19 protein-coding genes are annotated in these 26,003 nt (G+C 66.0%); 11 read left to right on the top strand and 8 right to left on the bottom strand.

Going from position 1 to position 26,003, the window contains the following annotated elements:
- Positions 1-12: 12 nt before the first annotated feature.
- Positions 13-1,887, bottom strand: coding sequence for a ribonucleoside-diphosphate reductase subunit alpha (locus OCH7691_RS12775; RefSeq protein ID WP_085883923.1), 1,875 nt, complete (start codon positions 1,885-1,887; stop codon positions 13-15).
- A 278-nt stretch (positions 1,888-2,165) separates the two neighbouring features.
- Between OCH7691_RS12775 and OCH7691_RS23295 the strand changes: the two genes are divergently transcribed.
- Positions 2,166-2,342 (top strand): hypothetical protein, encoded by a 177-nt coding sequence (locus OCH7691_RS23295; protein WP_176245043.1) that lies wholly within the window; start codon positions 2,166-2,168, stop codon positions 2,340-2,342.
- On the opposite strand, the gene OCH7691_RS12770 is transcribed toward OCH7691_RS23295, so the two are convergent.
- Positions 2,304-4,136, bottom strand: a complete 1,833-nt coding sequence (locus OCH7691_RS12770; protein ID WP_176245042.1) for a DUF5060 domain-containing protein — start codon at positions 4,134-4,136, stop codon at positions 2,304-2,306. The two genes, OCH7691_RS23295 and OCH7691_RS12770, sit on opposite strands and share 39 nt — an antisense overlap.
- Before the next feature lie 152 nt (positions 4,137-4,288).
- Positions 4,289-4,993, bottom strand: a complete 705-nt coding sequence (locus tag OCH7691_RS12765; protein ID WP_085883921.1) for a glutathione binding-like protein — start codon at positions 4,991-4,993, stop codon at positions 4,289-4,291.
- A 201-nt stretch (positions 4,994-5,194) separates the two neighbouring features.
- Between OCH7691_RS12765 and otsB the strand changes: the two genes are divergently transcribed.
- The 5 genes from otsB to OCH7691_RS12740 all read left to right on the top strand — a co-directional run bounded on the left by otsB (position 5,195) and on the right by OCH7691_RS12740 (position 10,996).
- Entirely contained in the window at positions 5,195-5,944 is a 750-nt protein-coding gene (gene otsB / locus OCH7691_RS12760; protein ID WP_176245041.1) for a trehalose-phosphatase, read from the top strand.
- A gap of 59 nt (positions 5,945-6,003) precedes the next feature.
- A complete protein-coding gene (locus OCH7691_RS12755) occupies positions 6,004-7,800 on the top strand; it encodes a glycoside hydrolase family 15 protein (protein WP_085883919.1) in 1,797 nt (598 codons plus the stop codon).
- Positions 7,797-9,191: an alpha,alpha-trehalose-phosphate synthase (UDP-forming) gene (locus tag OCH7691_RS12750; RefSeq protein ID WP_085883918.1), complete on the top strand. Its 1,395-nt coding sequence runs from the start codon at positions 7,797-7,799 to the stop codon at positions 9,189-9,191. Before OCH7691_RS12755 ends, OCH7691_RS12750 begins: the two co-directional genes overlap by 4 nt.
- A gap of 87 nt (positions 9,192-9,278) precedes the next feature.
- The gene (locus OCH7691_RS12745; RefSeq protein WP_085883917.1) at positions 9,279-10,580 is read left to right on the top strand and encodes an amino acid deaminase; all 1,302 of its coding nucleotides are present in this window, start codon (positions 9,279-9,281) and stop codon (positions 10,578-10,580) included.
- A gap of 167 nt (positions 10,581-10,747) precedes the next feature.
- Positions 10,748-10,996, top strand: coding sequence for a hypothetical protein (locus OCH7691_RS12740; protein WP_085883916.1), 249 nt, complete (start codon positions 10,748-10,750; stop codon positions 10,994-10,996).
- A 15-nt stretch (positions 10,997-11,011) separates the two neighbouring features.
- Here OCH7691_RS12740 and OCH7691_RS12735 read toward each other — a convergent pair whose 3' ends face one another.
- A complete protein-coding gene (locus OCH7691_RS12735; RefSeq protein ID WP_085883915.1) occupies positions 11,012-12,304 on the bottom strand; it encodes an MFS transporter in 1,293 nt (430 codons plus the stop codon).
- 106 nt (positions 12,305-12,410) lie between these two features.
- Positions 12,411-12,854: a universal stress protein gene (locus OCH7691_RS23290; protein WP_085883914.1), complete on the bottom strand. Its 444-nt coding sequence runs from the start codon at positions 12,852-12,854 to the stop codon at positions 12,411-12,413.
- A 487-nt stretch (positions 12,855-13,341) separates the two neighbouring features.
- Here OCH7691_RS23290 and OCH7691_RS12725 point away from each other — a divergent pair, with 487 nt between their 5' ends.
- The 4 genes from OCH7691_RS12725 (at position 13,342) to OCH7691_RS12710 (ending at position 16,883) form a co-directional block, all read left to right on the top strand.
- On the top strand, positions 13,342-13,959 hold the full coding sequence (locus tag OCH7691_RS12725) for a hypothetical protein (RefSeq protein ID WP_085883913.1): 618 nt from the start codon (positions 13,342-13,344) through the stop codon (positions 13,957-13,959).
- Position 13,960: 1 nt separating this feature from the next.
- A complete protein-coding gene (locus OCH7691_RS12720) occupies positions 13,961-14,692 on the top strand; it encodes a response regulator transcription factor (protein ID WP_217807961.1) in 732 nt (243 codons plus the stop codon).
- A gap of 66 nt (positions 14,693-14,758) precedes the next feature.
- Positions 14,759-16,231 (top strand): sensor histidine kinase, encoded by a 1,473-nt coding sequence (locus tag OCH7691_RS12715; RefSeq protein WP_139839683.1) that lies wholly within the window; start codon positions 14,759-14,761, stop codon positions 16,229-16,231.
- A gap of 115 nt (positions 16,232-16,346) precedes the next feature.
- Positions 16,347-16,883, top strand: a complete 537-nt coding sequence (locus tag OCH7691_RS12710; RefSeq protein ID WP_139839682.1) for a hypothetical protein — start codon at positions 16,347-16,349, stop codon at positions 16,881-16,883.
- Positions 16,884-16,985: 102 nt separating this feature from the next.
- Here OCH7691_RS12710 and OCH7691_RS12705 read toward each other — a convergent pair whose 3' ends face one another.
- The 3 genes from OCH7691_RS12705 to OCH7691_RS12695 form a co-directional block, all read right to left on the bottom strand.
- A complete protein-coding gene (locus OCH7691_RS12705) occupies positions 16,986-18,440 on the bottom strand; it encodes an aldehyde dehydrogenase family protein (protein ID WP_217807960.1) in 1,455 nt (484 codons plus the stop codon).
- Positions 18,441-18,661: 221 nt separating this feature from the next.
- The gene (locus OCH7691_RS12700; protein ID WP_085883908.1) at positions 18,662-18,994 is read right to left on the bottom strand and encodes a PilZ domain-containing protein; all 333 of its coding nucleotides are present in this window, start codon (positions 18,992-18,994) and stop codon (positions 18,662-18,664) included.
- Between the two features lie 111 nt (positions 18,995-19,105).
- Entirely contained in the window at positions 19,106-20,614 is a 1,509-nt protein-coding gene (locus tag OCH7691_RS12695) for a TadA family conjugal transfer-associated ATPase (protein ID WP_217807959.1), read from the bottom strand.
- Positions 20,615-20,803: 189 nt separating this feature from the next.
- Here OCH7691_RS12695 and OCH7691_RS12690 point away from each other — a divergent pair, with 189 nt between their 5' ends.
- Positions 20,804-25,975 (top strand): beta strand repeat-containing protein, encoded by a 5,172-nt coding sequence (locus tag OCH7691_RS12690; RefSeq protein WP_085883907.1) that lies wholly within the window; start codon positions 20,804-20,806, stop codon positions 25,973-25,975.
- Positions 25,976-26,003 lie beyond the last annotated feature (28 nt).

The raw sequence follows: 26,003 nt of genomic DNA, 5'->3' as shown, positions 1-26,003 counted from the left end.
GATGTCCGGCTTTCACTGGCAACTGAGGCATTCTTCGTAGTCGGTCCGTTCGGCGAGCTGCCGTTCGGGCCAGGCGCGCGTGTTGTCGCCCTCGACGCCGGCGAAGGAGGCCCGCTGGACCGACTTCGAGCGGCAGTAATAGAGGCTCTTCACGCCGCGTTCCCAGGCCACCCAGTGCAGCATCATCAGGTCCCACTTGTCGATGTCGCCCGGCAGGAACAGGTTGACGGACTGGCCCTGGCAGATGAAGGGCGAGCGGTCGGCGGCGAGATCGACGACCCAGCGCTGGTCGATCTCGAAGGCGGTCCGGTAGCAGGCCTTCTCGTCCTCGGTCAGGCAGTCGAGATGCTGCACCGAGCCCTCGTTCCCGAGGATCGAGGTCCAGGTCGCGTCGTCGTTCCGGCCCTTCTTCTCGAGCAGGGCGGTCAGGTGCCGGTTCTTCACCGTGGTCGAGCCCGACAGCGTCTTGTGGGTGTAGATGTTGGCCGGGATCGGCTCGATGCAGGGGCTGGTGCCGCCGCAGATGATGCTGATCGAGGCGGTCGGCGCGATCGCCAGCTTGTGGCTGAAGCGTGCCATCAGGCCGCGTTCCTGGGCATCGGGGCAGGGTCCGCGCTCGTGCGCCAGCGCCACCGAGGCGGCGTCCGCGCCGGAACGGATCGCCTTGAACAGGCGCAGGTTCCAGCTCTTCGCCATGGCGCTTTCGAAGGGCACGCCGAGCGATTGCAGGAAGGAATGGAAGCCCATCAGGCCGAGGCCGACCGAGCGTTCCCGCATCGCGGCGTATTTCGCCCGCTCCATGCTCGACGGCGCGCGGTCGATGAAGTCCTGCAGGACATTGTCGAGGAAGCGCAGGACGTCCTCTATGAACTGCGGCTCTTCCGACCATTCGAAATATTTCTCGGCATTGATCGACGACAGGCAGCAGACCGCGGTCCGTTCCTTGCCGAGGTGATCGGTGCCGGTATGCAGCATGATCTCGCTGCACAGGTTCGAGGTCGAGACCTTGAGGCCGAGTTCGCGCTGATGCAGGGCCATCGAGCGGTTCACGGTGTCGGAGAAGATCAGGTAGGGCTCGCCGGTCTGCAGCCGGGTCTCGAGGATCCGCTGCCAGAGATCGCGGGCGCTGGTCTGGCGGAGCGCCTCGCCGGTCTTCGGGCTGCGCAGCGAGAAGTCGGTCCCGTCGCGCACCGCCTCCATGAATTCGTCGGTGATGTTGAGGGCGTGGTGGAGATTGAGGCTCTTTCGGTTGAAATCGCCGGACGGCTTGCGGATCTCGAGGAATTCCTCGACCTCGGGATGATGGACGTCGAGATAGACCGCCGCCGAGCCGCGCCGCAGCGAGCCCTGGCTGATCGCCAGCGTGAGCGAATCCATGACCCGGACGAAGGGGATGATGCCCGAGGTCTGGCCGCAGCCCTTGACCCGCTCGCCGATCGACCGGACGCCGCCCCAGTAGGTGCCGATGCCGCCGCCGTTCGAGGCCAGCCAGACATTCTCGTTCCAGACGTCGACGATGCTGTCGAGGCTGTCGGAGACCGAATTCAGGAAGCAGGAGATCGGCAGCCCGCGGTCGGTGCCGCCGTTCGACAGGATCGGCGTCGCCGGCATGAACCAGAGGCGCGAGATATAGTCGTAGATTCGCTGGCCATGCCGGGAATCGTCGGCATAGGCGCGGGCGACGCGGGCAAACATGTCTTGGTAGGATTCGCCCGGCAGCAGGTAGCGATCGCGAAGGGTCGCCTTGCCGAAGTCGGTCAGCAGCGCGTCGCGCGACGGATCGGTCCTGATCTGGATGATCTTGCTGATACTTGCGGTTGGCTGTTCGGCCTTTGCCGGCTTGGCATTGGCTTCTCGTTCGTTGACTACATTCTGCGCAACGTTCATCGGACCCCAGTATCCCCTAATCGCTTGCCGGTCATCCCTCCCGGCCCCAACTCACACAGCAACGCCTGTCCCAGACCGCCGTTCGCTTCGTCCGATGTCTGACCGGTTGGCAAAACCGCCCCGTTCGCGCACAATGGAATGCGCGCCGGTCGACACGTGTTTCTATATGAAGCGTTCGACTGAACCGTCGCTACAAGATATGGTATTGAAAGCGGGTCGGGGCGTCAACAGCTTCTGTCATGGGATGACAGACAAGGCCCCCGGGCCGGAGGACCATCATGAAGGCCGCCAACGGAAAATGGCTGATCCTGGGTGCGCTGCTGATCGCGGTTGCCGGCCTGGCACTCTGGCCGGGCGAGGTGCAGGCCCTGGCCGAGCGCCTGTCCGCCTCGGTAGAAGGCGGCTATCTGCGCGTCCTACTGGACGGCGCCGGCGGTATTCTCGGCTGTTTCTGAGGCTCGTGACCGCTCGACGATACTGAGCAGGAGGTCGCGCTCGAAGCCCGGATGATCGAGCGACTGCGCCTCGCCGCCAGAGATCTCCAGCGCCGGGGCGACCGGCTCGAGAGTGCGCGGATCGAGCCAGGACACGCGATACTGCCCCTCGGGGAGCGCCCCGATGGTGAGCTTGCCGGGCATCGTCGCGCCGGTGTCGCCGGTTGCGGCGAAATAGGTGACATAGACGGCGCCATCGGCGACCCGGGTCCGCGAATAGTCGACGCCCCGGGGACCGCCCGATGCCCAGTTCCCGACCGAGCGCATGGTGTTGATGTCGACAGGCAGCGCCTCGATGTAGCGGCGCAGCGTCTGCTGATCGGCCATCACGTTCAGTACCGCCTCGTCGAGCGGCTTGCTGATATCGAGCCAGGTCGCCTCGGTCGAACCGGTGCCGCCGTAGGTGAAATTGCGCCAGAAGGTCCGGCGGTAGCTGTAGCGGCTGGCCGGGTCGCGCATGACCTCGTCCTTCCAGAGCACGTCACCCTCGCCGCCGAAGACCAGTTCGTTCATCATCGCCGGCCGCCGCGAATCGATCCAGACGCCATGGATCAGCCGCTTGCCGAGGCTCTTGGCGCCGTGGATCAGGCGGTCGGTCAGCCCTTCGCCCTTGGGCAGGGGCGGCAGCCGGTCGGTCTGGTGCAGGAAGGCGATGTCGACGTTGGTCGTCCAGTGGATCCCCTCGGACAGGCCGATCGGCAGGTCGTGGGGATCGGCCTCGCGAATCCACGGCAGGTAGAACTCGTTGGCGAGATCCATGAAGACCTCCCCCGAATTGGTGTGCTCCATCTCGTTGCCGAGTTCCCAGTAGACGTTCGGGAAACCGGCGAAGCGGGCGACGATGGTGCGGACATAATTCCGCTCCGCCGCCATGTCGTTCCGGTCCCAGACGTTGAAGACATGTCGCTCGCCGTGGGTGTCGTGCTCGAACCATTTCCCGGCCACGCGCGACCAGGTGTCGAAGATGTTGAGGTGGACGTAGATGCCACGCGCCGCCGCTTCCCGGACCAGCCATTCGGCCCGGCGGATCCACGCGAGGTCCCAGCGCATCTTGTCGTCGGCGAGCGGAAACAGCGCGGTCTTAACGAGAATGCCGTTATGGTCATACTCGACCAGCCGGTCGAGATAGGCGAGCAGGGTGGCGTCGTCGAGGAAGTGCTCGTTCTCCTGTCCACCCTTCCGCTTCGGTCCGTAGTTCGGGCCGTTCACCCATTTGCCGCCCCACCAGTAATGCGGGGTGCCGTCCCGGTAGCGCAGGCCGTAGGGGTTCTCCGGATCGATCGCGACATGGCCGTGCAATGCCGGGTTCCGGCGGGGGCCGACCGCGAAGCTGCCGTCGCCGCTCTTGCTGTCGTCGGAGAATCGATAGCTGTAGCGCCAGGTCCCGGTCTCGTCGGGCTGGAAGCGGAGCGCCCATACCATGCCCTGCTGTCCGCCTGCGCCGTCGCCGTCGTAATAGCCGGCGAACGCGTATTCCCGGCCGGACGGTGCGATGAAGCGGGCCTCCAGCGCGATTTCGTCATAGTCGAAGGGGTTGGTGTAGGTCCCGGGGTTCTCGACCTGCAGTTCGAACGGCTCGTATAGCGCGACGTCGCAACCGGAACAGACCGCGACTGAGGCCGGCGCCTCGTCGTATTCGCCGAGCACGATCTCCGCCTGGGCGCTGGCGGACGCACCGGCAAGGCCGAACAGAAGCACGAACAGGCCGCGGCGCAACAGACCGATCGGCCGTCCCGCCGCCACTCGAATACCCATGCCGTAGTTCGTCATTGCCTCGTACACGATAGGGATCCCCTGCAACCGTCGCCGTCGCCGAACGCCCGGAGTCTAGATTTGGTTCGCTGAAGAATTGTTAAAAGGGGACGGCCGCCTTGCCGCCGTTCCCGACGGCGGTCAGGGCGCGGCGATCAGCGCGGAGGCAGGCTGCCGGCCGTCTGGCCGAAGAGGATCTTGTTGGCCTCTTTCGGATCGTTCCTGTTGAGATTCTTGATCGGCCGCGATTTCGAATAGGCCCGCGCCGTGCCGGAACGCGCGTAGATCGTCTCGTACCAGCGCTTGAGATGGGGGAAGTCCTCGAGGTCCTGGCCCAGGCTCTTGTAGGGGCGGACCCAGGGGTAGCAGGCCATGTCGGCGATCGAATAATCGCCCGCGAGGAACTCCCGATCCTCGAGCCGCTTGTTCATGACGCCGAACAGGCGATTGGTTTCATTGCGATAACGGTCGAGCGCGTAGTCGATCTTCTCGGGCGCGTAATTGACGAAATGGGAGTTCTGCCCGGCCATCGGCCCGAGCCCGCCCATCTGCCAGTGCAGCCATTGCAGGACCTCGGCGCGGCCGCGGATGTCGGTGGGGAGGAAGCGGCGATACTTGTCGCCGAGATAGACCAGGATCGCACCGGATTCGAAGACCGTGAGGCTTTCGTAGCCGTCGGCCGGATCGTGGTCGACGATCGCCGGCATGCGGTTGTTCGGCGAGATCTCGAGGAATTCCGGGGTGAACTGTTCGCCCTTGCCGATATTGAGGGGCACGAACCGGTAGGGAACCGCAGCCTCTTCGAGAAACATCGTGATCTTGTGGCCGTTCGGCGTCGGCCAGTAATAGAGGTCGATCATTCTCCGCTCCGATTCCCGTGCGATAGCGTATCCTGAAGACGAATCTAGTGCGTGCGGGCCGCCGGTAACAGTCCGCATTCACCGAACTGCCACGGGCGCCGATCTTTTCGCCGTGCCTTAACTTGCCGGTATGGCTTCAGGCGATATGATCTGGACCACCCACGAATTTTCGCCGTTCCCGCCGCCATTTCCCGGATGCCCATGACCCTGCCGACCCCGAAGCCCGACTGGGCCCTGTTCCTGGACTTTGATGGCACCCTTGCGGAGATTGCCCCGACCCCGGAAACGGTCGCGGTCGAGAGCAGCCTGCCCGCCTTGCTCGGTCGCATCGACATTGCGCTCTGCGGCGCCCTTGCCGTCGTTACCGGGCGGCCGCTTGCCCAGGTCGATCAGTATCTTCAGCCGCTGGCGCTCGCAGGCGCCGGTCTGCACGGGGTCGAACTGCGCTTCTCCGCCAACGGCGCGGTGAACGGCGCGCTCGCCGGGCAGGGGGAGAAACCGGTGATGGTGGCGCTGCGCCGTCGTCTCGATGCCGTTGCCGCCGACTGGCCCGGCGTTCGCGTCGAGGACAAGGGCCAGAGCCTGGCGCTCCACTACCGCGCCCGGCCCGACGCCGCCTGGGCCTGCCGGACGGCGGTGCGGGAAGCCGCCGACGCCGCCGGCGGCGCCTTCGAGGTGCTGGAGGGAAAGATGGTCGTCGAACTGAAGCCCGCCGGCTTCGACAAGGGCAGCGCGATCCATGCCTTCATGACCGATCCACCTTTCCGGGGCCGGGTCCCGGTCTTCGCCGGCGACGACGTCACCGACGAGGCCGGCTTTCGCGCGGTCAACGCGCTTGGCGGGCATTCGATCCGGGTCGGCGGGGCAGGGCCGACCGAAGCCGGTCACAGGGTCGACGACGTCGGCGCCCTGCTGGCCTGGCTGGTCGAGGTGGCGACCGCGCTCGACTGAAGCGAAATCCGGAAGAAAATGGCGCAAGCCATTGGTAAGAAATACGGAAAGGCTAATCGATGAACGAACTTGAGCTCGGCGCGATCGGCAATTGCCGGATCTCTGCCCTGGTCGATCGTCGCGGGCGGATCAACTGGTGCTGCTGGCCGCGGCTCGACAGCGATCCGGTCTTCTGCGATCTGCTGTCGGGCGCCGACAGCCCGGAGGCGGACGACCGGCGCGGGCTCTACGAGATCGCACTCGACGGCATGGTCGAGGCCGAGCAGTCCTACGTGTCGAACACGGCGATTCTCCGCACGCGGCTCGCCGATGCGGCGGGCAACGCCATCGAGATCACCGACTTCGTGCCGCGCTTCAACCAGTTCGGCCGGATTTTCCGGCCAACCATGATCGTGCGCCAGGTGCGGCCGGTTTCGGGGACGCCGAGGATCACCATCCGCATCCGTCCGGCCTTCGAGTACGGCGCCGCCGGGCCGCAACTCACCCACGGCAGCAACCATGTCCGCTATGTCGGTCCCGACGAGACGCTTCGCCTGACGACCAATGCCCCGGTCGCCTACGTGCTCGACGAACGGCCGTTCCAGCTCGCCGAGCCGATTTCCCTGATCCTCGGTCCGGACGAGAGCCTGACCCGGCCGGTCGTCGAAACCGCCCGCATGTTCGAGGAACAGACCGAGAGCTACTGGCGCAACTGGGTGCGCTATCTCTATCTGCCGCTGGAATGGCAGGAAGCGGTGATCCGCGCCGCGATCACGCTCAAGCTCTGCGTCTTCGAGGAGACCGGCGCGATCATCGCGGCGATGACCACCTCGATCCCGGAATCGCCGAACAGCCAGCGCAACTGGGACTATCGCTTCTGCTGGCTGCGTGACGCCTTTTTCGTCGTGCGCGCGCTGAACCGGCTCGGCGTCGTCGATATCATGGAGGAGTATCTCCGCTACCTGAACAACGTCACCGCGCTCGCCGACGGCGGTCATTTGCAGCCGGTGTACGGCATCGCGCTGGAAGCCCGCCTGACGGAACGGATCGTGGAGACCCTGCCGGGGTACCGCGGCATGGGCCCGGTGCGGGTCGGCAACCAGGCCCACGAGCATCTGCAGCACGACGTCTATGGCGACGTGGTGCTGGCGGCGACCCAGTCCTTCTTCGACCACCGGCCATTGCGCAGACCGGGCGAGGCCGATTTCGACCGTCTCGAGAAGATGGGGGAGCGCGCCTTCCGGCTGCATAACGAGCCGGACGCGGGGATGTGGGAACTGCGCTACCGGGCCCGTGTCCATACGTCGTCGAGCCTGATGTGCTGGGCGGCCTGCGATCGGCTGGCGAAGATCGCCGGCCATCTCGGCAAGACGGATCGGGCGACCTACTGGCGCGACCGGGCCGACGAGATCCACGAACGGATCTGCACCGAGGCGTGGAACGAGGAGCGCCAGACCTTCACCGAGAGCTTCGGCGGCACCGATATCGACGCCAGCCTGCTGCTCATGGCGGAAGTCGGCTTCGTGAAGGCGGACGACCCGCGGTTCGTGAAGACGGTCGAGGCGATCGAGGGACATCTGCTCCGCGACCGCCACCTGATGCGTTACCATGCGCCGGACGACTTCGGCGCCCCGGACGCGGCCTTCAATATCTGCACCTTCTGGTATGTCGAAGCCCTCGACATGATGGGGCGACGCGAGGAGGCGCGGGAGATCTTCGAGGAGATGCTGCGCTGCCGGAACGGCCTCGGCCTGCTGTCCGAGGATTACGTGCCGCGCACCGGCGAGCTCTGGGGGAACTTTCCGCAGACCTACTCGTTGGTGGGCATCATCAACTGCGCGATGCGCCTGAGTCGAAGCTGGGGAGAGGTTTTGTGAGCCGCCTGATCGTCCTGTCCAACCGGGTCGCCGATCGATCGAAGAAGGCATCCGCCGGCGGACTGGCGGTGGCGCTCAAGGCGGCGCTCGCCGATTCCGGCGGCGTCTGGGTCGGCTGGAGCGGTCAGTTCGCGGATGTTTCCGACCCGCATGTCGCCGAGGAAACCCACGAGGGCGTGACCTATTCGACCTTCGATCTGAGCCGCACCGACTACGAGGATTATTACAACGGCTTCGCCAACCGCTCGCTCTGGCCGCTGTTCCATTACCGGGTCGATCTGACGACCTACGACCGGCGCTATTATGCCGGCTACCAGCGGGTGAACAGCTATTTCGCCCGCGCCGTCGCGCCGCTCCTGACCGACGACGACATCGTCTGGGTGCACGATTTCCATCTGATGCTGGTCGGCGAGGAACTGCGCCGCATGGGCAAGCAGCAGGCGATGGGCTATTTCCTGCATATTCCCTGGCCGCCATCGGAGATCCTGCTCACGCTGCCCAATCACCAGGCGCTGGTGCGCGGCCTGTTCGCCTATGACGTCATCGGCTTCCAGACCCAGTCGGACCTTCGATCCTTCACCGACTACGTGCTGTTCGAGGCCGGCGGTGAGGTTCACGACGACGGTTCGATGAGCGCCTTCGGGCGGCGAATCCTGGCACGGGTCTATCCGATCGGGATCGACGCCAAGGAATTCGAGGACCTGACCCGCTCCCGCGAGGCGCGCCGCATCCACCACCGCATGCACACCGCGCTCGGCGAGCGCTGGCAGATCATCGGGGTCGACAGGCTCGACTATTCCAAGGGCCTGCTGGAGCGCTTCGGCGCCGTCGAGAAACTGTTCGACGCCTATCCCGAGAACAAGGGACGGGTCTCCCTGCTGCAGATCGCGCCGCTCTCGCGCTCCGACGTGCCGGAATATATCGAGATGCGGCACGAACTCGAGGCCGCCGCCGGGCGCATCAACGGCCGGCTTGCCGAATATGACTGGAACCCGATCCGCTACACCAACCGGCTCTATACCCGCACCGCGCTTGCCGGTCTCTACCGGGCGAGCCGGGTCGGCCTGGTCACACCGTTCCGCGACGGCATGAACCTTGTGGCCAAGGAATATATCGTCGCCCAGCCGTCGGAAGACCCGGGCGTCCTCGTGCTGTCGCGCTTTGCCGGCGCGGCGGAGGACATGGATGCGGCGCTGATCGTCAATCCCTACGACAGCGCCGATGTTGTCGACGCGCTTCAGAAGGCCCTGCACATGTCCTTCGAGGAGCGGCGCAACCGTCACCAGTCACTGCTCGGCCGGCTGTTCCGCTACGACGTGCACGACTGGCGGAACCGCTTCGTCGAGACCCTTGAGGCTGTCCGGACGCAGCGGCGGGACGTGCCGGCCTGATCGGCCCGCTGCCTCCGGGCCTGCGTTGACGGTGGCGATATCCTTTCCTACGGTCTGCCGGTCAGCCCGGAGCGCGAGGAGAAGCCAATGGCCTCCGATATCAGCGAAACGTTGAACGCCTTCATCGTCGATGGCCGGATCAAGGGCTACCCGCCGGCCCGTCCGTCGGTCGCGCTCGGCGAGATCGGCAGCCTCGGTCTCAACCTGTTGCGGGGCGACCTGCCGTTCCCGGTGGCCGTGATCGACCGTGCCGCTCTCGAGCACAACAGTGACTGGATGCGCCGCTTTACCGAGGCTTTCGGGGTCCGCATCGCGCCGCACGGCAAGACGACGATGAGCCCGGCGCTGTTCCATCGCCAGCTTGCGGACGGCGCCTGGGCGATCACGGTGGCGACGGCCCAGCAACTGAAGGTCTGCCGGGATCATGGCATCGGCCGCGTCGTCATGGCGAACCAGCTCGTCGACGAGGCGTCGATCGCCTACGTCCTGGACCAGATGGCGGGCGATCCGGATTTCGAGTTCTATTCGCTGGTCGACAGCCCGGCGCTCGCAGCACGCCTCGCCGCCCGCCACCGCGCGGCAGGGTTGGGACGGCCGCTCCGGCTGCTGCTCGAGATCGGATACGAAGGCGGGCGGACCGGATGCCGGAACCTCGAACAGGTGCAGGCGGTCCGGGCGGCGGTTCGCGAGGCGGGCGGCGCCCTTTCGCTCGCCGGCGTCGAGGGCTTCGAGGGGATGATCGCGGGGGCTGACGCGGCCGCACGGGATCGCAACATACGGGCCTTCTCGGCGCGCATCGTCGAGGCGGCGACGCTGCTTGCCGCCGATGGCGCGTTCGGCGACGGGCCGGTGATCCTGAGCGCCGGCGGCTCGGCCTTCTTCGACATCGTGGCCGGCGATCTCGCCGCCGCCCGGATCGGCGCGCCGGTGCTAACGGTAATCAGGAGCGGGTGCTACCTGACTCACGATTCGCGGATGTATCGCGACTATTTCGAGCAGCTCCGTCATCGCACCCCGGAAGCGGGCTCGCTCGGCGAGGGCCTACGTCCGGCGCTCGAGGTCTGGGCAATGGTGCAGTCGCGTCCCGAGCCCGGTCTTGCCATCTGCACCATGGGCAGGCGCGACGTCTCCTTTGATGCAGACCTGCCGGTGCCGTGGCATGTCGCCCGTGCGGGCGAGGGCGCACGCGCCGCGCCGGAGGGCTGGCGGGTCAGCGGTCTCAACGATCAGCATGCCTATCTGCGGATACCGGAGGACGCGGCGCTGGCGGTCGGCGATCTGGTCGGCTTCGGGGTGTCCCATCCCTGCACGACGTTCGACCGCTGGCAGCTCGTTTATCTCAGGGAAGCCGATTATTCGATCAGCGGTGCGATCCGGACCTTCTTCTGAGCGGCGCGATTCATACAAACAGAAAATGTTGAGAAATTATCAAGAAAAGATTGCAATGACTCGGCGGGGAGCCTAACTTTCGGTTGTAGCCGATCGTTGATGTCGGTCGAACCCGGTCCGGCCTGCCGATGCGGCGGAGGGACCCTATCCGATGGAGGAGAGATGCCATGGCGAGCCAGGCCATCGCACAGCCGGTCCGACCGGCGCTCGACGCTGACGAAACCGTTCCAGTCGTTGCCCCTTTGACCGCCGAAGCCGCCTGCGGCGAAGTGAACGAGATCCTGTGGCGTGCGGCGATGACCAAGGTTCTGACCGATCAGGAGATCGCGAAGCGCTTCGCCCTGCCGGCCGAGCGGGTGGCCTCGCTCAGGCAGGACTCATTCGACAGCTGCGAGGTGATGCGCGGCACGCTCTGAGCCGGCTGCGTTCCGTCAGGGGGCGGCGGTCTCCGTGACATCGGCGGCCGTCGCGTCCCCGTCCGGCGGCATGTCGTCCGGGCTCTCGTCGCTTCGCGGGTCCAGCTCCGTGGTCAGGGTCGCCTGCGGGACCGCGACGACGAAGGGCGCCTGGTCGACCATCGGCGGCGATTGCCGTTGCGACATCCGGCGAATGCCGAACAGCATGAGAATCAGATAGCAGGTACCGGTGAAGCCGAACAGCATCTGGAAATGGATGTGGTCCATCATCGTCGAGGCGATGATCGGGCCGGCGACCGCCCCGATCCCGTAGGTCAGCAGCAGCCCGCTTGAGCCGGTGACGAAGTCGCCGCGGTCCATGTGGTCGTTGGCATGGGCAACCGCCAGCGCGTAGATCGGGAAGGACAACGCGCCGTAGATGAAGATGGTGAGCAGCAGCATGCCGAGGTGACTGCCGCCGAAATAGACCACGCCGCCGGCCGAAAGGGTGCAGAGACCGGTGACCGTGACCAGAACAACGCGGCGGTCGAGAACGTCCGACAGCTTGCCGATCGGCCATTGCGCGATGGCGGCGCCGATGATCGCGATGCTGATCATCATGGCGACCTGGTCGACCGTCAGGCCGCGTGCCTGGGCATAGACCGGGGCGAGGCCCCAATAGGCGCCCGTTGCCATGCCGGACATGAAACAGCCGAAGAAGCCGAGCGGTGACACCCGGATCAGCATGCCGAGGCGGAGACGGACGGATTGCGGCGCCGCCGGCTGCAGCTTGGCGGTCAGCGCGACCGGCACCAGGGCGAGCGAAATCAGCACCGAGACGATGCCGAACAGGGTGAAGGCGAGCGGATCGGCAAGCGGCAGGATGAACTGGCCGATCACCACCGAGACATGGTTGATGGTGGCGTAGATCGACAGGACCCGGCCCCGGTTCTCGTTCGTCGACTGCTCGTTCAGCCAGCTTTCGATGACCATGTAGAGACCGGCGAAACAGAAGCCGGTGAGCGAGCGCAGCATCCACCAGACCACCGAATCGATTGCCAGGACGTGGATGATCGAGGCCGTCGAGGCCATTGCCGTCAGCACCGAGAAGGCCCGGATATGACCCGCCCGCTTGACCATCCAGGGCGTCGCCATGCAGCCGAGCACGAAGCCGACCGCGTAGCCGGCGACCAGCAGACCGATCATGGTCGTGGAAAATGATTCCAGGTTGGCGCGAACCGCGACCAGCGTGTTCTGCAATCCGTTCCCGGCGAACAGGATGCCGATCGACAGGAAGAGCGCCCCGAAATTGCCGATCGCTGCAATCATCTCGCTACACCCTGGAAGGGCCGTTCAGGGCCCGGTCGGCGGTTGCCGCGCCGACATACCGGAGGCGCCAGCCGCCTTTAGCGGCGGCGATGACGGCTGTCCATCGTCAACGTACGACGAGGACGGAATTCTTCGCGAGGCTGGCCACCTTGTGCGCGACGCTGCCGAGCAGCAGGGCCTCGAGTTCGCCCAGGCCGCGAGCGCCGAGCACTGTCAGGTCGACATCGTGGTGGTCGGCATAGGCGACGATATCGCGGGCCGGCTTGCCGGTCATGACCGCGGTTCGGATCTTGGCGACGCCGGCCTCGCGCGCGCCCCGGGCGGCGTCCTCGAGCGTCTTCTCGGTGCGCTCGTCGAGAATGTATTGCGGCGTCCGGGACTGATTCTCGATCTCCACGTAGCGCTTCAGTTCGCCGGTCAGCGCCAGTTCGCGGGTGATCGTGATGAAGGTCAGGCGACTGCCGTGCCGGACCGCGAGATCGGTCGCCACGGTCGCGGCCTTGCGTGCGTGTTCCGACCCGTCGATGGCACACAGGATATGCGCGAACATGATCGTCTCCCAGCTGTGCGGCGGCCACGGGGCGACAGGGAGGAGATCCCCGGCGCGCCGCGACCGGGCGAACTCCGATCCTCGTTGATGCCGTGCAATGCACGCCTTCGCTGTTCGCGGAACGACAGGCCATGTCCGGATCGTGCTGCGGCCGGGCGGGAAGGGGCTTCCATCTCCGGAAAAGGACCTCCGGCCGACCCCGGGCGGGCGTCTTCCACCCTTGACGCCGTTCCCCTCTTTCGCCATGTCCGAAGCCGCGCGCTTAACCTCCCCTTAAGTGTATCCGGCCTAAATTCGCCATGCGGTATCAGGCGGAATCGGCCTGTGGGACCGGACCCGGAACCGACCAGCGGGCGGGCCGGCACAAAGGTTCCACGAAGCCGTGTTTTGCCGTGATCGCGCCACAATGCTGTGATCGGTTGGCGACGCGTCGGCGGGGGGTCGCGGGCGTGATGTTCGGGCCGAATGAGGGGCTCGGTATGTGGACATGCAGTTTTTCGGACGAATGTTGATGCTCTATTGCCTCGACCGGCGGGTCGTATCGCGACATGTTGCCGGAGTTGCCCTGTTTGCCGTCTTGTTGCTGGCGGGATGCGAAGGTATTGACGTGTCGCTGCAGGAACCGGCGCCGGTGGCCCCGGTTGCCACGGCGGAGGTCCCGGATGACGGGTCGACGGCCGAGAGCGCGCGCCAGGACAGCCTGGACGACGACCCGGCCATGAAGGGCGCCGGCGGCGCGAACGCCGCACCGGTGCAGGCAACCGAGGCCGCGGATCGTCCGACCCCGGAAGAGGCCGCGCCGATTGTCGCATCGCGGGCGCCGTTGCCGGGCATCACCATGCGGCCGGAATGGCTTCGCGGCATGGGCGAGGAGGACGTCGTGCTGCTGTTCGGCGAACCGGAATCGAAAGAGACTCTCGAAGGCTCGCGTCTGTGGCAATATTCGGCCGACGATTGCGTCCTGAACCTGTTTTTCTATATGGACATCGACAGCGGCGATTACCGTGCCTTGGCGTGGGAGATCGAGACCGGGGACGATGATGATGAAACAAAAAAGCGCTGCCTTGACCGCTTTGCGCACCGAACCGGTGCAGGGAAAGGATAGTTTGGCCAGCGGGCGTGTCGTTATCGTCGACGACGACGAGGCGTTTCGCGAGATCCTCGGCTTCAACCTGAGCGACGAAGGCTACCACGTCACCGAGTTCCGCAACGGCCAGGAATTCCTCGACTATCTGGGCGAAGGCGGCGACGCGGATATCGTCCTGCTCGACTGGAAGATGCCGGAAAAGAACGGCCTCGAGGTGTTGCGCGAGATGCGTGGCGCCGGGAACGACCTGCCGGTCGTGTTCCTGACCGTGATGAGCGACGAGATGTACGAGGAAGCCGCACTCGCCGGCGGCGCGGTCGATTTCGTCGACAAGTCCCGCAGCCTCACCATCATCACCCGGCGCATGCGTCTCATCCTCGAGGGGATCAAGGGCGCCGCCTCGGCCGACGTCAACGAGAATTCCGGCGATGTGGTGATTCGCGGCGAACTCGAGCTTCGCCCCGATATCGGCCGCGCCTTCTGGAAGGGGGAGCGGGTCGAACTCACGCTCACCGAATTCGATATCGTCAAGTTGATGGCGACCCGAAACGGCGAGGATCTGACCTACCGGCAGATCTACGACCTCGTGCATGGGGCGAATTTCGCGGTCGGCTACGGGGCCGAGGGCTACCGCGCCAACGTGCGTTCGTTCATCAAGAGAATCCGTCAGAAATTCCGCGACATCGATCCGCAGTTCAACAAGATCGAGAATTATCCCGGGTTCGGCTATCGCTGGGTCGAAGGCAACTAGGGGGTTGCTGCTTTGGCGTCTCGACGCCTTTCAACGATCCGCGGTTCATTGTGGCTGCGGGTCATCGTGCTGCTGGCAATTTTCCTGTCGGTTCCGATCCTGCTGTATCAGCAGTTCCGGGTCGCCGACGGGGAAAAGCAGGCGCTGTTGCTCAGAAGCGCCCATGAACAGGGCCGTCTCGTCACCCGCGCGCTGACGCCGACGCTGACCCGTGAGGACGCCAAGCCGTTCATCGGCCTGGCCGAGGCGCTGAAGCCGCTGGTGCCCGAGGGTGCCTCGATCAAGGTGCTGTTCCGGCCGATCGATTCGCCGCGCGCCGCCGCCTTCTATTACGTGGCCGCCGAACCGCCGGTGCCCGATACCCTGCTCGAGGAGGAGTTCGGCCGCCTGATCAACCAGGGGCTGCTGGACAGCCTAGCCTCGACCTGCGCCGACAATATCCCGCTTTCGCTCCGCTATCGCACCGCGTCGGGCAACGAGGAGTTGCTGACCTCGATCAACTCGATCAACTCGAACCAGGGATGCTGGGCGGTGGTGACCACCCACCGGGCCGCCGACTACCTGCAATCGTCGCTCGGGCGGCCCTACTGGCAGACGCCGGAAGTCAGCTTCGCGATGATCATCTACATGGCGATGGCATTGATCACCTTCGCCATGTTCCTCAGCCTGTGGCGAACCTTCAGCCGCTTCGGCCAGCTCGCGCGCGACCTAAGGACATCGGGGAGCAAGACCAAGCGGACCTTCTCGGAACATGCCGAAACGCCGGAACTGGTCGGCGTGGCGCGCGACATCGACCGGCTGGTCGAGACCCTGCGCGGTTCGGCCGATGCGATCCGCCAGGCGGCCGAGGAGAACGCCCATGCCTACAAGGGCCCGATCGCGGTCATCCGCCAGGCCGTCGAACAGGCCCGCAAGGCGGTTCCCCAGGAGCAGGTGCGCGGACGCTGGGCGGTCAACGAGATCGACCGGCAGCTCGACCGTCTCGACGGTATCGTCGCCTATGCCTGGCGCATGGACGAGGCGACCGCCGACCTGATTGATCCGCCGCGCGAGAATGTCGATCTCTCGACCCTGCTCAACCGCATGCTGAGCGGTTATGCCAGCCTGCTCGAATCGCGCCGGGTCATGCTGCAGCCGGAGGTTGACGAGGGAGTCGTCGTGCAGGCCAGCGAGGAACTGCTGGAGACGGTCATCGAGAATCTTCTGGAAAACGCGATCTCCTTCTCGCCGGCCGGCGGCAGCCTCAAGGTCGCGCTCCGCAAGAACGGCGATTCCGTGGCCCTCGCGGTCGAGGACGACGGGCCCGGCGTCAGCGCCGGCGAGCTGGAGAAAATCTTCGACCGCTATTACACGAAACGTCCGAAGCAGGATCCCGAGGTGCCCGACAGCAATGCGGGCGAGGGGGCCAACAAGCATATCGGCATCGGGCTCTGGATCGTTCGCCGCAAGGTCGAGGCGGTCGGCGGCAAGGTCCGCGCCGAACTCCAGGAGGCCAAGCACGGCCTCCGCATGAGCGTGACCCTGCCGCTGGCAAGCTGAGCGCCGGACCGCGCGCCTCCCGCGTCCATCCTTTGTCACAACTTTCTTCCGCCCCTGTCACGGTGGCACGGCTAACCTCAACTGGTCGGTCGGGGGTTTCAGGGAGAGTAAGGTCATGGCACTGGCGCACCGCATAGCAGATCAGGGACTGGGACAGGATGTCTCCGCCTTCATGCCTGCCGCCCGCCCCGTCGCGTCGACTGCCTGCCGCGAGCTGCACCAGATGGTCGCGACGCTCAGCCGCACACGGGTCCGTCTCAGCCTTTTCTTCGTCGATCTGCCCGGCGCCGACGACGCCACCCTCGACAGCGTGGTGGCATGCATCGACGGCGCTGCCGGCCTGACCTGGCGCACCGCCGATCACCGGATCGCCCATCTCTATGCCGGGCCTCGTCCGCCGCGCGGCGCCGGCGACCGTATCGCGCTCGGCCAGTTCCTGCGCCGGCTGCTCCGCGCGCTTCGCGTCAGCGAGGCGAGCGTCGAGCGACTGCCGGTTCTCTCGGCCCATCATTTCTGGAGTCAGGATCAAAGCGACGTGACGCTGCTGCTCGCGGGCTTCGATCCGGTCAACGACGACGATCCCCTGCTGCCGCCTTCGTTCCGGCCGAACGGCAGCCCTTCCACCTCCGCAAATGGGGAAGACAAGCACTAGCCGGAAGAAGGAGCGGCACCCGGTTCCGACAAGCCCCTCAGTCGGACCCGGGTGCCGCCTCTCTTGCCATTCACGGGCAGGAAACGGGGATCGCCCGCGCCGCTAGAGTTCCTTCGAGCGAAACACGATCATTTTCTCGATCTGCATTTCCGCCATGGTGTGCGGGATGCCGCCGACCCCGAGGCCGGAGCCGCGGAGTCCGGCGAAAGGCATCCAGTCGACGCGGAAGGCGGTATGGTCGTTGACCATCACCGCGCTCGCGTCGAGGCGGGCATAGGCATGCAACGCAGTATCGATATCGCGCGAGAAGACCGCCGCCTGGAAGGCGTAGGGAAGCGCGTTCGCTTCCGCGATTGCCGCATCGATGTCCTCGTAGGGATACACGCAGACCACCGGGCCGAAGATTTCCTGCTTCGAGACCCGGGCGTCGGCCGGCGGATTGTACAGCACCGTCGGGGCGTAGCAGGTGTTTCCGATCCGCGTGCCGCCGGTCAGCAATTCGCCGCCACCTTCGACCGCTTCCCGGACCCATTGATCGACCCGTTCGGCCTCGGCCGGCTTGATCAGCGGGCCGACCGCGGTTTCCGCGAGCGTCGGATCGCCGACGACCAGCTTCGCGGCGCCGGCGGCGAGGCGCTCCGCGAGATCGCGGGCGATCGAGGCATGCGCGTAGACCCGCTGCACCGACACGCAGACCTGGCCGGCGTGGTAGAAGCCGCCCTTGAGCAGGGTCGGCAGGGCCTCGTCGATATCGGCGTCGGCGGCAACGATGACCGGCGCCGCGCCGCCATGCTCGAGGATTGCCCGGGCGCCGGGCGCGAGCTTGGAACGAAGTCCCCAGCCGACGCGGGCGCTGCCGATGAAGGAGAACAGGGCGACGCGCGGATCGGTGACCAGCGCTTCCGCCTCCTTGCGGCTCTCGGTGACCGTGACCTGGCACCATTCCTTCGGCAGGCCGGCCTCGTGCAGGATGGCCGCGAACCGCAGGCAGGCAAGCGGCGTGACCTCGGCCGGCTTGACCACGACAGGGCAGCCGGACGCGACGGCCGGCGCCACCTGGTGGGCGATCAGGTTGAGCGGATGGTTGAAGGCCGAGACCGCGGCGACGACGCCGATCGGCTCGCGCCGGGTCATCGCCATGCGGTTTTGCGACGATCCGGTGATGCCCATCGGCACGACATGGCCGGTCTCGGTCCTGAGCGTTTCGACGCAGAGCTTCAGGCTGTCGATGGCGCGCGCCACCTCGACCTGTGAATCAACCAGCGGCTTGCCGCCTTCGCGCGCCGTCTCGCGGGCCAGCTCCTCGGCGCGGTCATGCAGGAGGCCCGCCGCCTTCTCGAGGATTTCGATGCGCTTCGGTATCGGGATCCAGGCATCGCGGTCGCGGAACAGCCGATAGGCAGTCGCCAGCGCGGTCTCGACGGTGGCGCCGTCGGCGGCCGCGAGGGTCGCGATGGGCTGCTCGTCGAACGCCGCTGTCACGGTCTTGTCGGGTGCCGCGCTGCTGGCGCCGGGCACCATCAGGGGAAAATGCGGAAGGGATGATTGTTTTTGCATTCTGGCTCTCCGCTCGCTTTTTTTCTGGAAGGGCAGGAGCGTCCGGCGCACGACGGCCGGGTACGGCCGCCGGAATGATGCATGCGCGCTCCGACTCACGCGCGCGCGAGCCTGCCATTCGCGCTGATCCTAGCGCGAAAGCCGCCCGGTTTCATGACATTTCGGGAAAATACCGGGGATGGCCGCCCCGCGGGAAGGGGCAGGGCGGCCAGCACCGGCTTTCAGATGAGATGGAGACGGGGCTTGAGCGCCGCTGCCGTGATCGCCGTGATATCGCGGGCGACCTCGAGGAAAGCGATGCCCATCCGGTTGTTCAGACGCCAGATGACGTTGCCGACATAATCGGTCTGCTCTTCGATTCTAAGCGTGACCTCGCCCGTGAATTCCGGGCCGACCGGTTCGGGCAATTCGACCTTGGCGCCGGTGAGCGAGAAATTGATCACCTTGCAGGCAACCGTTCGATCGGAAAACACGAGCTGGGCCGTCAGGTTGACCGGGATACGCGTGTACTTGCGGACATCCTTGGCGAAGTTCGGGTTGGACGGTGAACTCATGGCTCTCTCTTTCCCGTGTAAACGGACCTAACCGTATGCGAACCCCCGAGAATCGATGGTAGCGGTCGAACGCTTAACAATGCGTAAAGGTCTTGCTGCGCCATCGCCGGGTCAATTCGCCTCGGCGCCTTCGAGCACCTCGTCGAGGCGCCGCTGAAGGCCGAAGTACTTGGCCCGCTCGTAGAAGCGCGGACGCAGCCCGGAGAACCGGAACTCGCCGATCAGCCGCCCGTTTCGGTCTTCGCCCGAGGCCACGTATTCGAACAGGTTCTGCAGCGTGACCACGTCGCCTTCCATCCCGATCACCTCGGAAATCTGGGTGACCCGGCGCTTGCCGTCGCGAAGCCGGGCAACCTGGATGATCAGGTTGATGGCCGAGGAGATCTGGCCGCGCACCGCGTTCCCGGGCAGGCGCATGCCGGACATCGCGACCATGTTCTCCAGACGGGTGAGGGCCTCACGCGCGCCGTTCGCATGGAGGGTGCAGAGCGATCCGTCATGGCCGGTATTCATGGCCTGCAGCATGTCGATCGCTTCCGCGCCGCGGACTTCGCCGAGAACGATCCGGTCGGGCCGCATGCGGAGCGCGTTCTTGAACAGGTCGCGCTGGCTGAACTCGCCGCTACCCTCGATGTTCGACGGCCGGGTTTCGAGACGCACCAGGTTGGGCTGGTCGAGTTGAAGTTCCGCCGTGTCCTCGATCGTGACGATCCGTTCGCTCGGGTCGATCAGGCAGGAGAGGGCGTTTAGCATCGTCGTCTTGCCCGAGCCGGTACCGCCGGAAATCACGATATTGAGCCGGGTCCGCGCCGCGACCTTGAGGATCACGGCCATTTCCGGCGACAGGTTTTCCTGTTCCGTCATCTGGTCGATGGTGATCCGGTTGCGCGAGAATTTCCGGATCGAGATTGACGTTCCGTCGATGGCCAGCGGCGGCGCGATGATATTGACGCGGCTGCCATCGGCGAGGCGGGCGTCGACCAGCGGCGTGCTTTCGTCGATCCGCCGGCCGATGCGGCTGACGATGCGCTGGGCGACGGTCATCAGCTGCGCCTCGTCACGGAAACGCACGTTGGCGGCGACGCACTTGCCTTCCCGCTCGACGAAGACCCGTTCCGGCCCGTTGACCATGATGTCGGTGACCGTCTCGTCGGCGAGCAGCGGTTCCAGCGGGCCCAGTCCGACCATCTCGTCGACCAGCATCCGGATGAGCTGGCGCTGTTCCTCGAAGTTCAGGCGGATCTTCAGCTCTTCGAGGATTTCCGTCGTCAGGTCGACAATCTGTTCGGAAAGTTCCTCGTGGCTGAGCGCGATCGCCTTGTCCGGCTCGATCAGTTCCATCAGCCGCGACAGCACCCGGCGGACGATCTGCGGATCGACTTTCCCGAAACCGTTGATCTCGAACATGCCGATCGGACGGGTCCAGTTGTCGTCGAACTCGTCCAGGTGGCCGTCCTGAGCCTGGGTCTTCGGCAACGTGCTTTGGGCCACGTCCTCCACGGCGTCGAATCCGGCGCTCTCTTCAGGTTCGGACCTGTTGCGCCGGGCCTTGGCCGCCATGGCTTCCATACGCCGGCTGAAGGTATCCGCGTCCAGTTCTGGTGTCTCCTTGCCGCGCAAGGCTTCCTCCCCTGTTCCAGGTCGTTGGCGACAGACGGCAGGCTGCTGCCGGCGACCATGCTATTCGCGATCCGTAAAGATTATGGAAACGTCCGGCCGCGAGACTGCATCGATCATTCATTTGGGGGATGCGGGCCTGTTCCCCGCTGCGTAGCCTTGGCGACAAGGTAACGAATCAGGAGAGTTTCGATGGTCGACTCGGTGCAGAACGACAAGGGCGGCAAGGAAATGTCGGCGGATACGCATGCAGCGGACCGCGTTGCGCCCGAAATCGTTCTCGACGGCGAAACCGGCGCGCTGCAACAGGCCGCCGCTGTTGCCGTTGCGATGCCGGCGGCCGGAGAGCCGCCGCGGACCGTCACGGTCGATCCCGGCGAAACCTATTCCGTGCAGGGTGTCAGCCGCGATTCGGCAGAATTCGCGCAGCAGGGCGGGAACCTGGTGGTCAGCGATGGCGCCGGCGGGGTCATTGTCTTCCAGGACTTCTTCGTCATCGCCGATACCGGTCTGCCGCCGGCACTGACCTTCGCCGATGGCGCGGTGGTATCGGCCGAGTTGCTCGAAACCGCGCTGATCGAGAATTTCGATGCCGACGCGGTCGCCCCGGCAGCCGGTGGCCCGCAAAGCCAGTCGGCCGGTGGCGGCGCCGCGTTCAATCCGTTCGATCCGGGCTCGATCGGCGACGGTCTGGGCATCGTCGACCTGCTCGACCCGACCGAACTGACCTTCCCGGGGATCGACACCGTCGAGGAAAGCGACGGCGAGGATGACGGTACTGGTACCGGTGATGGCACTGGCGGTGGCGGCGGCGGTGGCGGCGGCGGCGGTGGCGGCGGAGGGACCGGGGGCTCCGACGGCGATCCTGGCGCCGGCGACAGTGTCGTCGCTGCGGACGAGAGTGGTCCGGTGGCGATCGATGCGCCGCTCGGACCGGATGGCGAAGTGCCGATCTCCCATGCGGCGGGGACGGTCAGTTTCGATTTTGGACCGGATTCGGCGGGCGGCGGTGTTGCGCTGACCTCCGGCCCGACGATCACCTCGGCGGGTGAGGCGGTGACGGTCGTGGTAACGGATGGCCAGGTGACCGGCACGACGGCCGGCGGCGATCTCGTCTTCACGCTGACGCTTGGCGCTGACGGCGCCTACCAGTTCACCCAGTATCGCCAGATCGATCACGCCGACGATGCGGACCCCGACGACGTGACATCGCTTCCCTTCGGTTACACGGTGACCGACGGAGACGGCGACAAGGCGTCCGGCACGATCACGGTGAATGTCTCCGACGACGGCCCGTCGGCCGGCGATGACACGGTCGCGACGGACGAGACCGGCCCGGCGGTGGCCATTCTGGACGGCCCGGGCGGCGAGCCTGCCTTGGCGGGCGCGTCCGGCACGGTCGCGATCGACGTCGGCACCGACAGCATCGGATCGAGCGTCGCGCTGACCTCCGGCCCGACGATCACCTCGGCGGGCGAAGCGGTGACGGTCGTGGTGACGGATGGCCAGGTGACCGGCACGACGGCCGGCGGCGATCTCGTCTTAACGCTGACGCTTGGCGCCGACGGCGCCTACCAGTTCGCGCAGTATCGCCAGATCGATCACGCCGACGACGCGGACCCCGATGACGTGACGTCGCTTGCCTTTGGCTATCTTGTCACCGACGGGGATGGCGACGAGGCGTCCGGCACGATCACGGTGAATGTCTCCGACGACGGCCCGTCGGCCGGCGACGACACGGTCGCGACGGACGAGACCGGCCCGGCGGTGGCCATTCCGGACGGCCCGGGCGGCGAGCCTGCGCTTTCCGGCGCTTCCGGCACGGTCGCGATCGACGTCGGCACCGACAGCACCGGATCGAGCGTCGCGCTGACCTCCGGCCCGACGATCACCTCGGCGGGTGAGGCGGTGACGGTCGTGGTAACGGATGGCCAGGTGACCGGCACGACGGCCGGCGGCGATCTCGTCTTCACGCTGACGCTTGGCGCTGACGGCGCCTACCAGTTCACCCAGTATCGCCAGATCGATCACGCCGACGATGCGGACCCCGACGACGTGACATCGCTTCCCTTCGGTTACACGGTGACCGACGGAGACGGCGACGAGGCGTCCGGCACGATCACGGTGAATGTCTCCGACGACGGCCCGTCGGCCGGCGACGACACGGTCGCGACGGATGAGACCGGCCCGGCGGTGGCCATTCCGGACGGCCCGGGCGGCGAGCCTGCCTTGGCGGGCGCTTCCGGCACGGTCGCGATCGATGTCGGCACCGACAGTATCGGATCGAGCGTCGCGCTGACCTCCGGCCCGACGATCACCTCGGCGGGTGAGGCGGTCGTTCTGAGCGTCACCGACGGCCAGGTCAGCGGTTCGACGGCCGGCGGCGATCTCGTCTTCACGCTGACGCTTGGCGCCGACGGCGCCTATCAGTTCGCGCAGTATCGCCAGATCGATCACGCCGACGATGCGGACCCCGATGACGTGACGTCGCTTGCCTTTGGCTATCTCGTCACCGACGGAGACGGCGACGAGGCGTCCGGCACGATCACGGTGAATGTCTCCGACGACGGCCCGTCGGCCGGTGACGACACGGTCGCGACGGACGAGACCGGCCCGGCGGTGGCCATTCCGGACGGTCCGGGTGGCGAGCCCGCGCTTTCCGGCGCTTCCGGCACGGTCGCGATCGATGTCGGTACCGACAGCATCGGATCGAGCGTCGCGCTGACCTCCGGCCCGACGATCACCTCGGCGGGTGAGGCGGTCGTTCTGAGCGTCACCGACGGCCAGGTCAGCGGTTCGACGGCCGGCGGCGATCTGGTGTTCACTCTGACGCTTGGCGCCGACGGCGCCTACCAGTTCGCGCAATATCGCCAGATCGATCACGCCGACGGCGCCGATCCGGACGATGTCCTGTCAATGGCCTTCGATTATGTCGTCACCGATGGCGACGACGACACGGCGACAGGCACGATCACGGTCAATCTGGCGGATGATGGACCGAGCGTCGTGTCGAGCGAGGCGGTCTTCGATCCGACCGAGAATCCGGGCGAGACGATCCAGGTGGAACTGGATCGGGTCGACGGGCTCTATGCCATCGACAATTCGACCAATGTCCGCGTCACCAGCCAGTTCCTCGGCACCGAAGCCTCCTACAGGAACAGCTTCGGGTACTTCCTTGCCGATGCGGACGGCAACCCGATGTCGGGCGAGGTGATCTGGCGCGATCTCAAGCTCCGGAGCTTCGACGACTTCGCGGTCAACCTGTCGCCGGCCCAGACCGCGGGCGCCTCCTTCGTCGGGTTCTTCCTGATCCCGAACGGCGCGAACCTGAACAACAACACGGTTCTGAAGACCGGGTCCGATGTCGTCTTCCAGCAGGTCGACGGCGTCTGGACCGCCTTCGTCAACGGCACTCCGCTGGTCGGGCAGGACGCGCCGGCCTTCTTCTCCTCGCCGGTGCTCAATCCGGACAATGGCGCCACCCATGTCCGCGACACCAGCATGCCGGGCAACTCGAACTGGGAAGACATCGCCGTTCCCGACGATGACGGCGATTTCAACGACGCGCAGTTCAACAACTTCGTCTTCCAGACGGTTACCCAGCCGAACAACGAGGGCGAGGCCGGGGGCACGGTCGGGTTCGATTTCGGCACCGACGAGATCGGCGGCGTGCTGGCGCTGACCGACGCGCCGGACGGGCTGACCTCGGCAGGAGAGGCGGTGACGTCTAATGTCACGACGCTGCCGGACGGCAGCTCGCGCATCGACGGCACGCTTGGCGACGGGACCCCCGTCTACACGCTCGTGCTCAACGCGGACGGAAGCTACGATTTCGAGCAGTTCCTGCCGATCGACCGGACGCCCGGCGACGACGCGGGGCCGCTCTCGATCACCTTCGGCTTCTCCGCGACTGACGGCGACAATGACACGGTCAACGGCACGATCACGATCAACGACGTAGCCGACGGGATCGAGGCATTCGACAATTTCGCCCAGGTCGTCCAGAGCACGCGGACGGAAGTGATCACCCCGGTCGAGACGCTGGTCGAGGATTTCAGCGATCCGGCCGGCGCCGACCCGGCAAGCGGCTGGGTTCTGCACGGTCATCAGGACGGCGGTCTCGATGTCGACGGCTCGACCGCCGCGGTGCTCGGCACCGACGAGGCGGGCGGCGCGCTCACCACCGCCAGCCTGGAAGCGGCGCTCGGCCTGCCCGCCGGAACGATCGAGGCGGAACTCGCCGGTGCCCTCGCGAGCAATGACGGCGGCGACAGCACGCTGACCCAGGGATCGGCACTGTCCCGAGAATTCTCGGCCTCGGCCGGGGACGAGGTCAGTTTCGACTGGGCCTTCGACGGCGACACCTCGACCGACAATGGCTTCCCGGGCGATGCGGCCTTCTACATCGTGACCAACGAGGCGGGCGATGTGGTCGCCTCGGGCGTGGTCGCCCAGGATAACGTGCCTGGTACGGCGACCGGGACGACGACGATCAATATCGCCACCTCGGGAATTTTCACCCTGCATGTGGGCGTGCTCGACGCCATCGACACGCTGCGCAACTCGCGCCTCGCGGTCGACAATATCGTGCTCGCCTCGACGGTTTCGACACTGGTCGACGCGTTCAATGACGTGACCGGCAACCTGATCACCGATGGCACCGAGCATCCCTATTCGAGTGACCCGATCGGGGCGGTCGACGGAGCCGACGCGGGTGCCCTGGTGATCAGCAAGATCGTCTATGACAACGGCGCCGGACTGACCGAGGTCGAACTCGACGGCAGCCCGGCAAGCATCGTGACACCGGCCGGCGGCACGCTCGAGATCGATCCGAACGGCACCTATACCTACACCGCGCCGATCGATTCCGGTCCGGTCACCGAGAATTTCACCTACACGGTGACCGACAGCCTCGGCAACGGGTCGACCTCTACGCTGACGGTGGAAGTCGCCGCGTCGGCGGCGGAGCAGAGCAACGTCATCCTCGGCACCGATGGCCACGACATGCTGGTCGGAACCGCCGGCGACGACGTGATCCGGGGCGGGATGGGTGACGATATCCTGACCGGCGGCGACGGCGCGGACGTGTTTGCCTATACCTCGGCCAACGACGGCCAGGACCGGATCACCGATTTCGACGTTTCGGCCGACACCGTCGATCTGCACCAGCTGTTCGAGAATCTGGGGATCGCGCCGGAGAATCGCGTCGAGGGCGACGGCTACCAGATCACACTGGATGCCTTTACCGGGGAGGCGGTGCTCACCGTGACCGGTACCGACGTCAGCATCACCTTCGAGGGCGTCGACGGGGCGGCCGAGATCGACCAGTTGAAGACCCGGATCGTCACCAGCGACGAATCCTGACACGGGTATCGCGGCGCGCGTCCGGCGG

It is taken from the genome of Oceanibacterium hippocampi (assembly GCF_900172325.1).
In the GTDB taxonomy this organism is placed as follows: Bacteria; Pseudomonadota; Alphaproteobacteria; order Sneathiellales; family Sneathiellaceae; genus Oceanibacterium; species Oceanibacterium hippocampi.
This window is presented reverse-complemented; position numbering and strand designations above follow the sequence as displayed.

What these genes read in the sequence shown, in the direction of transcription:
- OCH7691_RS12740 (WP_085883916.1), top strand. Translation starts at nt 10,748, where the DNA reads ATGGCGAGCCAGGCCATCGCACAGCCGGTCCGACCGGCGCTCGACGCT.
- OCH7691_RS12755 (WP_085883919.1), top strand. Translation starts at nt 6,004, where the DNA reads ATGAACGAACTTGAGCTCGGCGCGATCGGCAATTGCCGGATCTCTGCC.
- OCH7691_RS12690 (WP_085883907.1), top strand. Translation starts at nt 20,804, where the DNA reads ATGGTCGACTCGGTGCAGAACGACAAGGGCGGCAAGGAAATGTCGGCG.
- OCH7691_RS12745 (WP_085883917.1), top strand. Translation starts at nt 9,279, where the DNA reads ATGGCCTCCGATATCAGCGAAACGTTGAACGCCTTCATCGTCGATGGC.
- OCH7691_RS12735 (WP_085883915.1), bottom strand. Translation starts at nt 12,304, where the DNA reads ATGATTGCAGCGATCGGCAATTTCGGGGCGCTCTTCCTGTCGATCGGC.
- OCH7691_RS12725 (WP_085883913.1), top strand. Translation starts at nt 13,342, where the DNA reads ATGCAGTTTTTCGGACGAATGTTGATGCTCTATTGCCTCGACCGGCGG.
- OCH7691_RS12775 (WP_085883923.1), bottom strand. Translation starts at nt 1,887, where the DNA reads ATGAACGTTGCGCAGAATGTAGTCAACGAACGAGAAGCCAATGCCAAG.
- OCH7691_RS23295 (WP_176245043.1), top strand. Translation starts at nt 2,166, where the DNA reads ATGAAGGCCGCCAACGGAAAATGGCTGATCCTGGGTGCGCTGCTGATC.
- OCH7691_RS12700 (WP_085883908.1), bottom strand. Translation starts at nt 18,994, where the DNA reads ATGAGTTCACCGTCCAACCCGAACTTCGCCAAGGATGTCCGCAAGTAC.
- OCH7691_RS12705 (WP_217807960.1), bottom strand. Translation starts at nt 18,440, where the DNA reads ATGCAAAAACAATCATCCCTTCCGCATTTTCCCCTGATGGTGCCCGGC.
- OCH7691_RS12710 (WP_139839682.1), top strand. Translation starts at nt 16,347, where the DNA reads ATGGCACTGGCGCACCGCATAGCAGATCAGGGACTGGGACAGGATGTC.
- OCH7691_RS23290 (WP_085883914.1), bottom strand. Translation starts at nt 12,854, where the DNA reads ATGTTCGCGCATATCCTGTGTGCCATCGACGGGTCGGAACACGCACGC.
- OCH7691_RS12765 (WP_085883921.1), bottom strand. Translation starts at nt 4,993, where the DNA reads ATGATCGACCTCTATTACTGGCCGACGCCGAACGGCCACAAGATCACG.
- OCH7691_RS12770 (WP_176245042.1), bottom strand. Translation starts at nt 4,136, where the DNA reads ATGGGTATTCGAGTGGCGGCGGGACGGCCGATCGGTCTGTTGCGCCGC.
- otsB (WP_176245041.1), top strand. Translation starts at nt 5,195, where the DNA reads ATGACCCTGCCGACCCCGAAGCCCGACTGGGCCCTGTTCCTGGACTTT.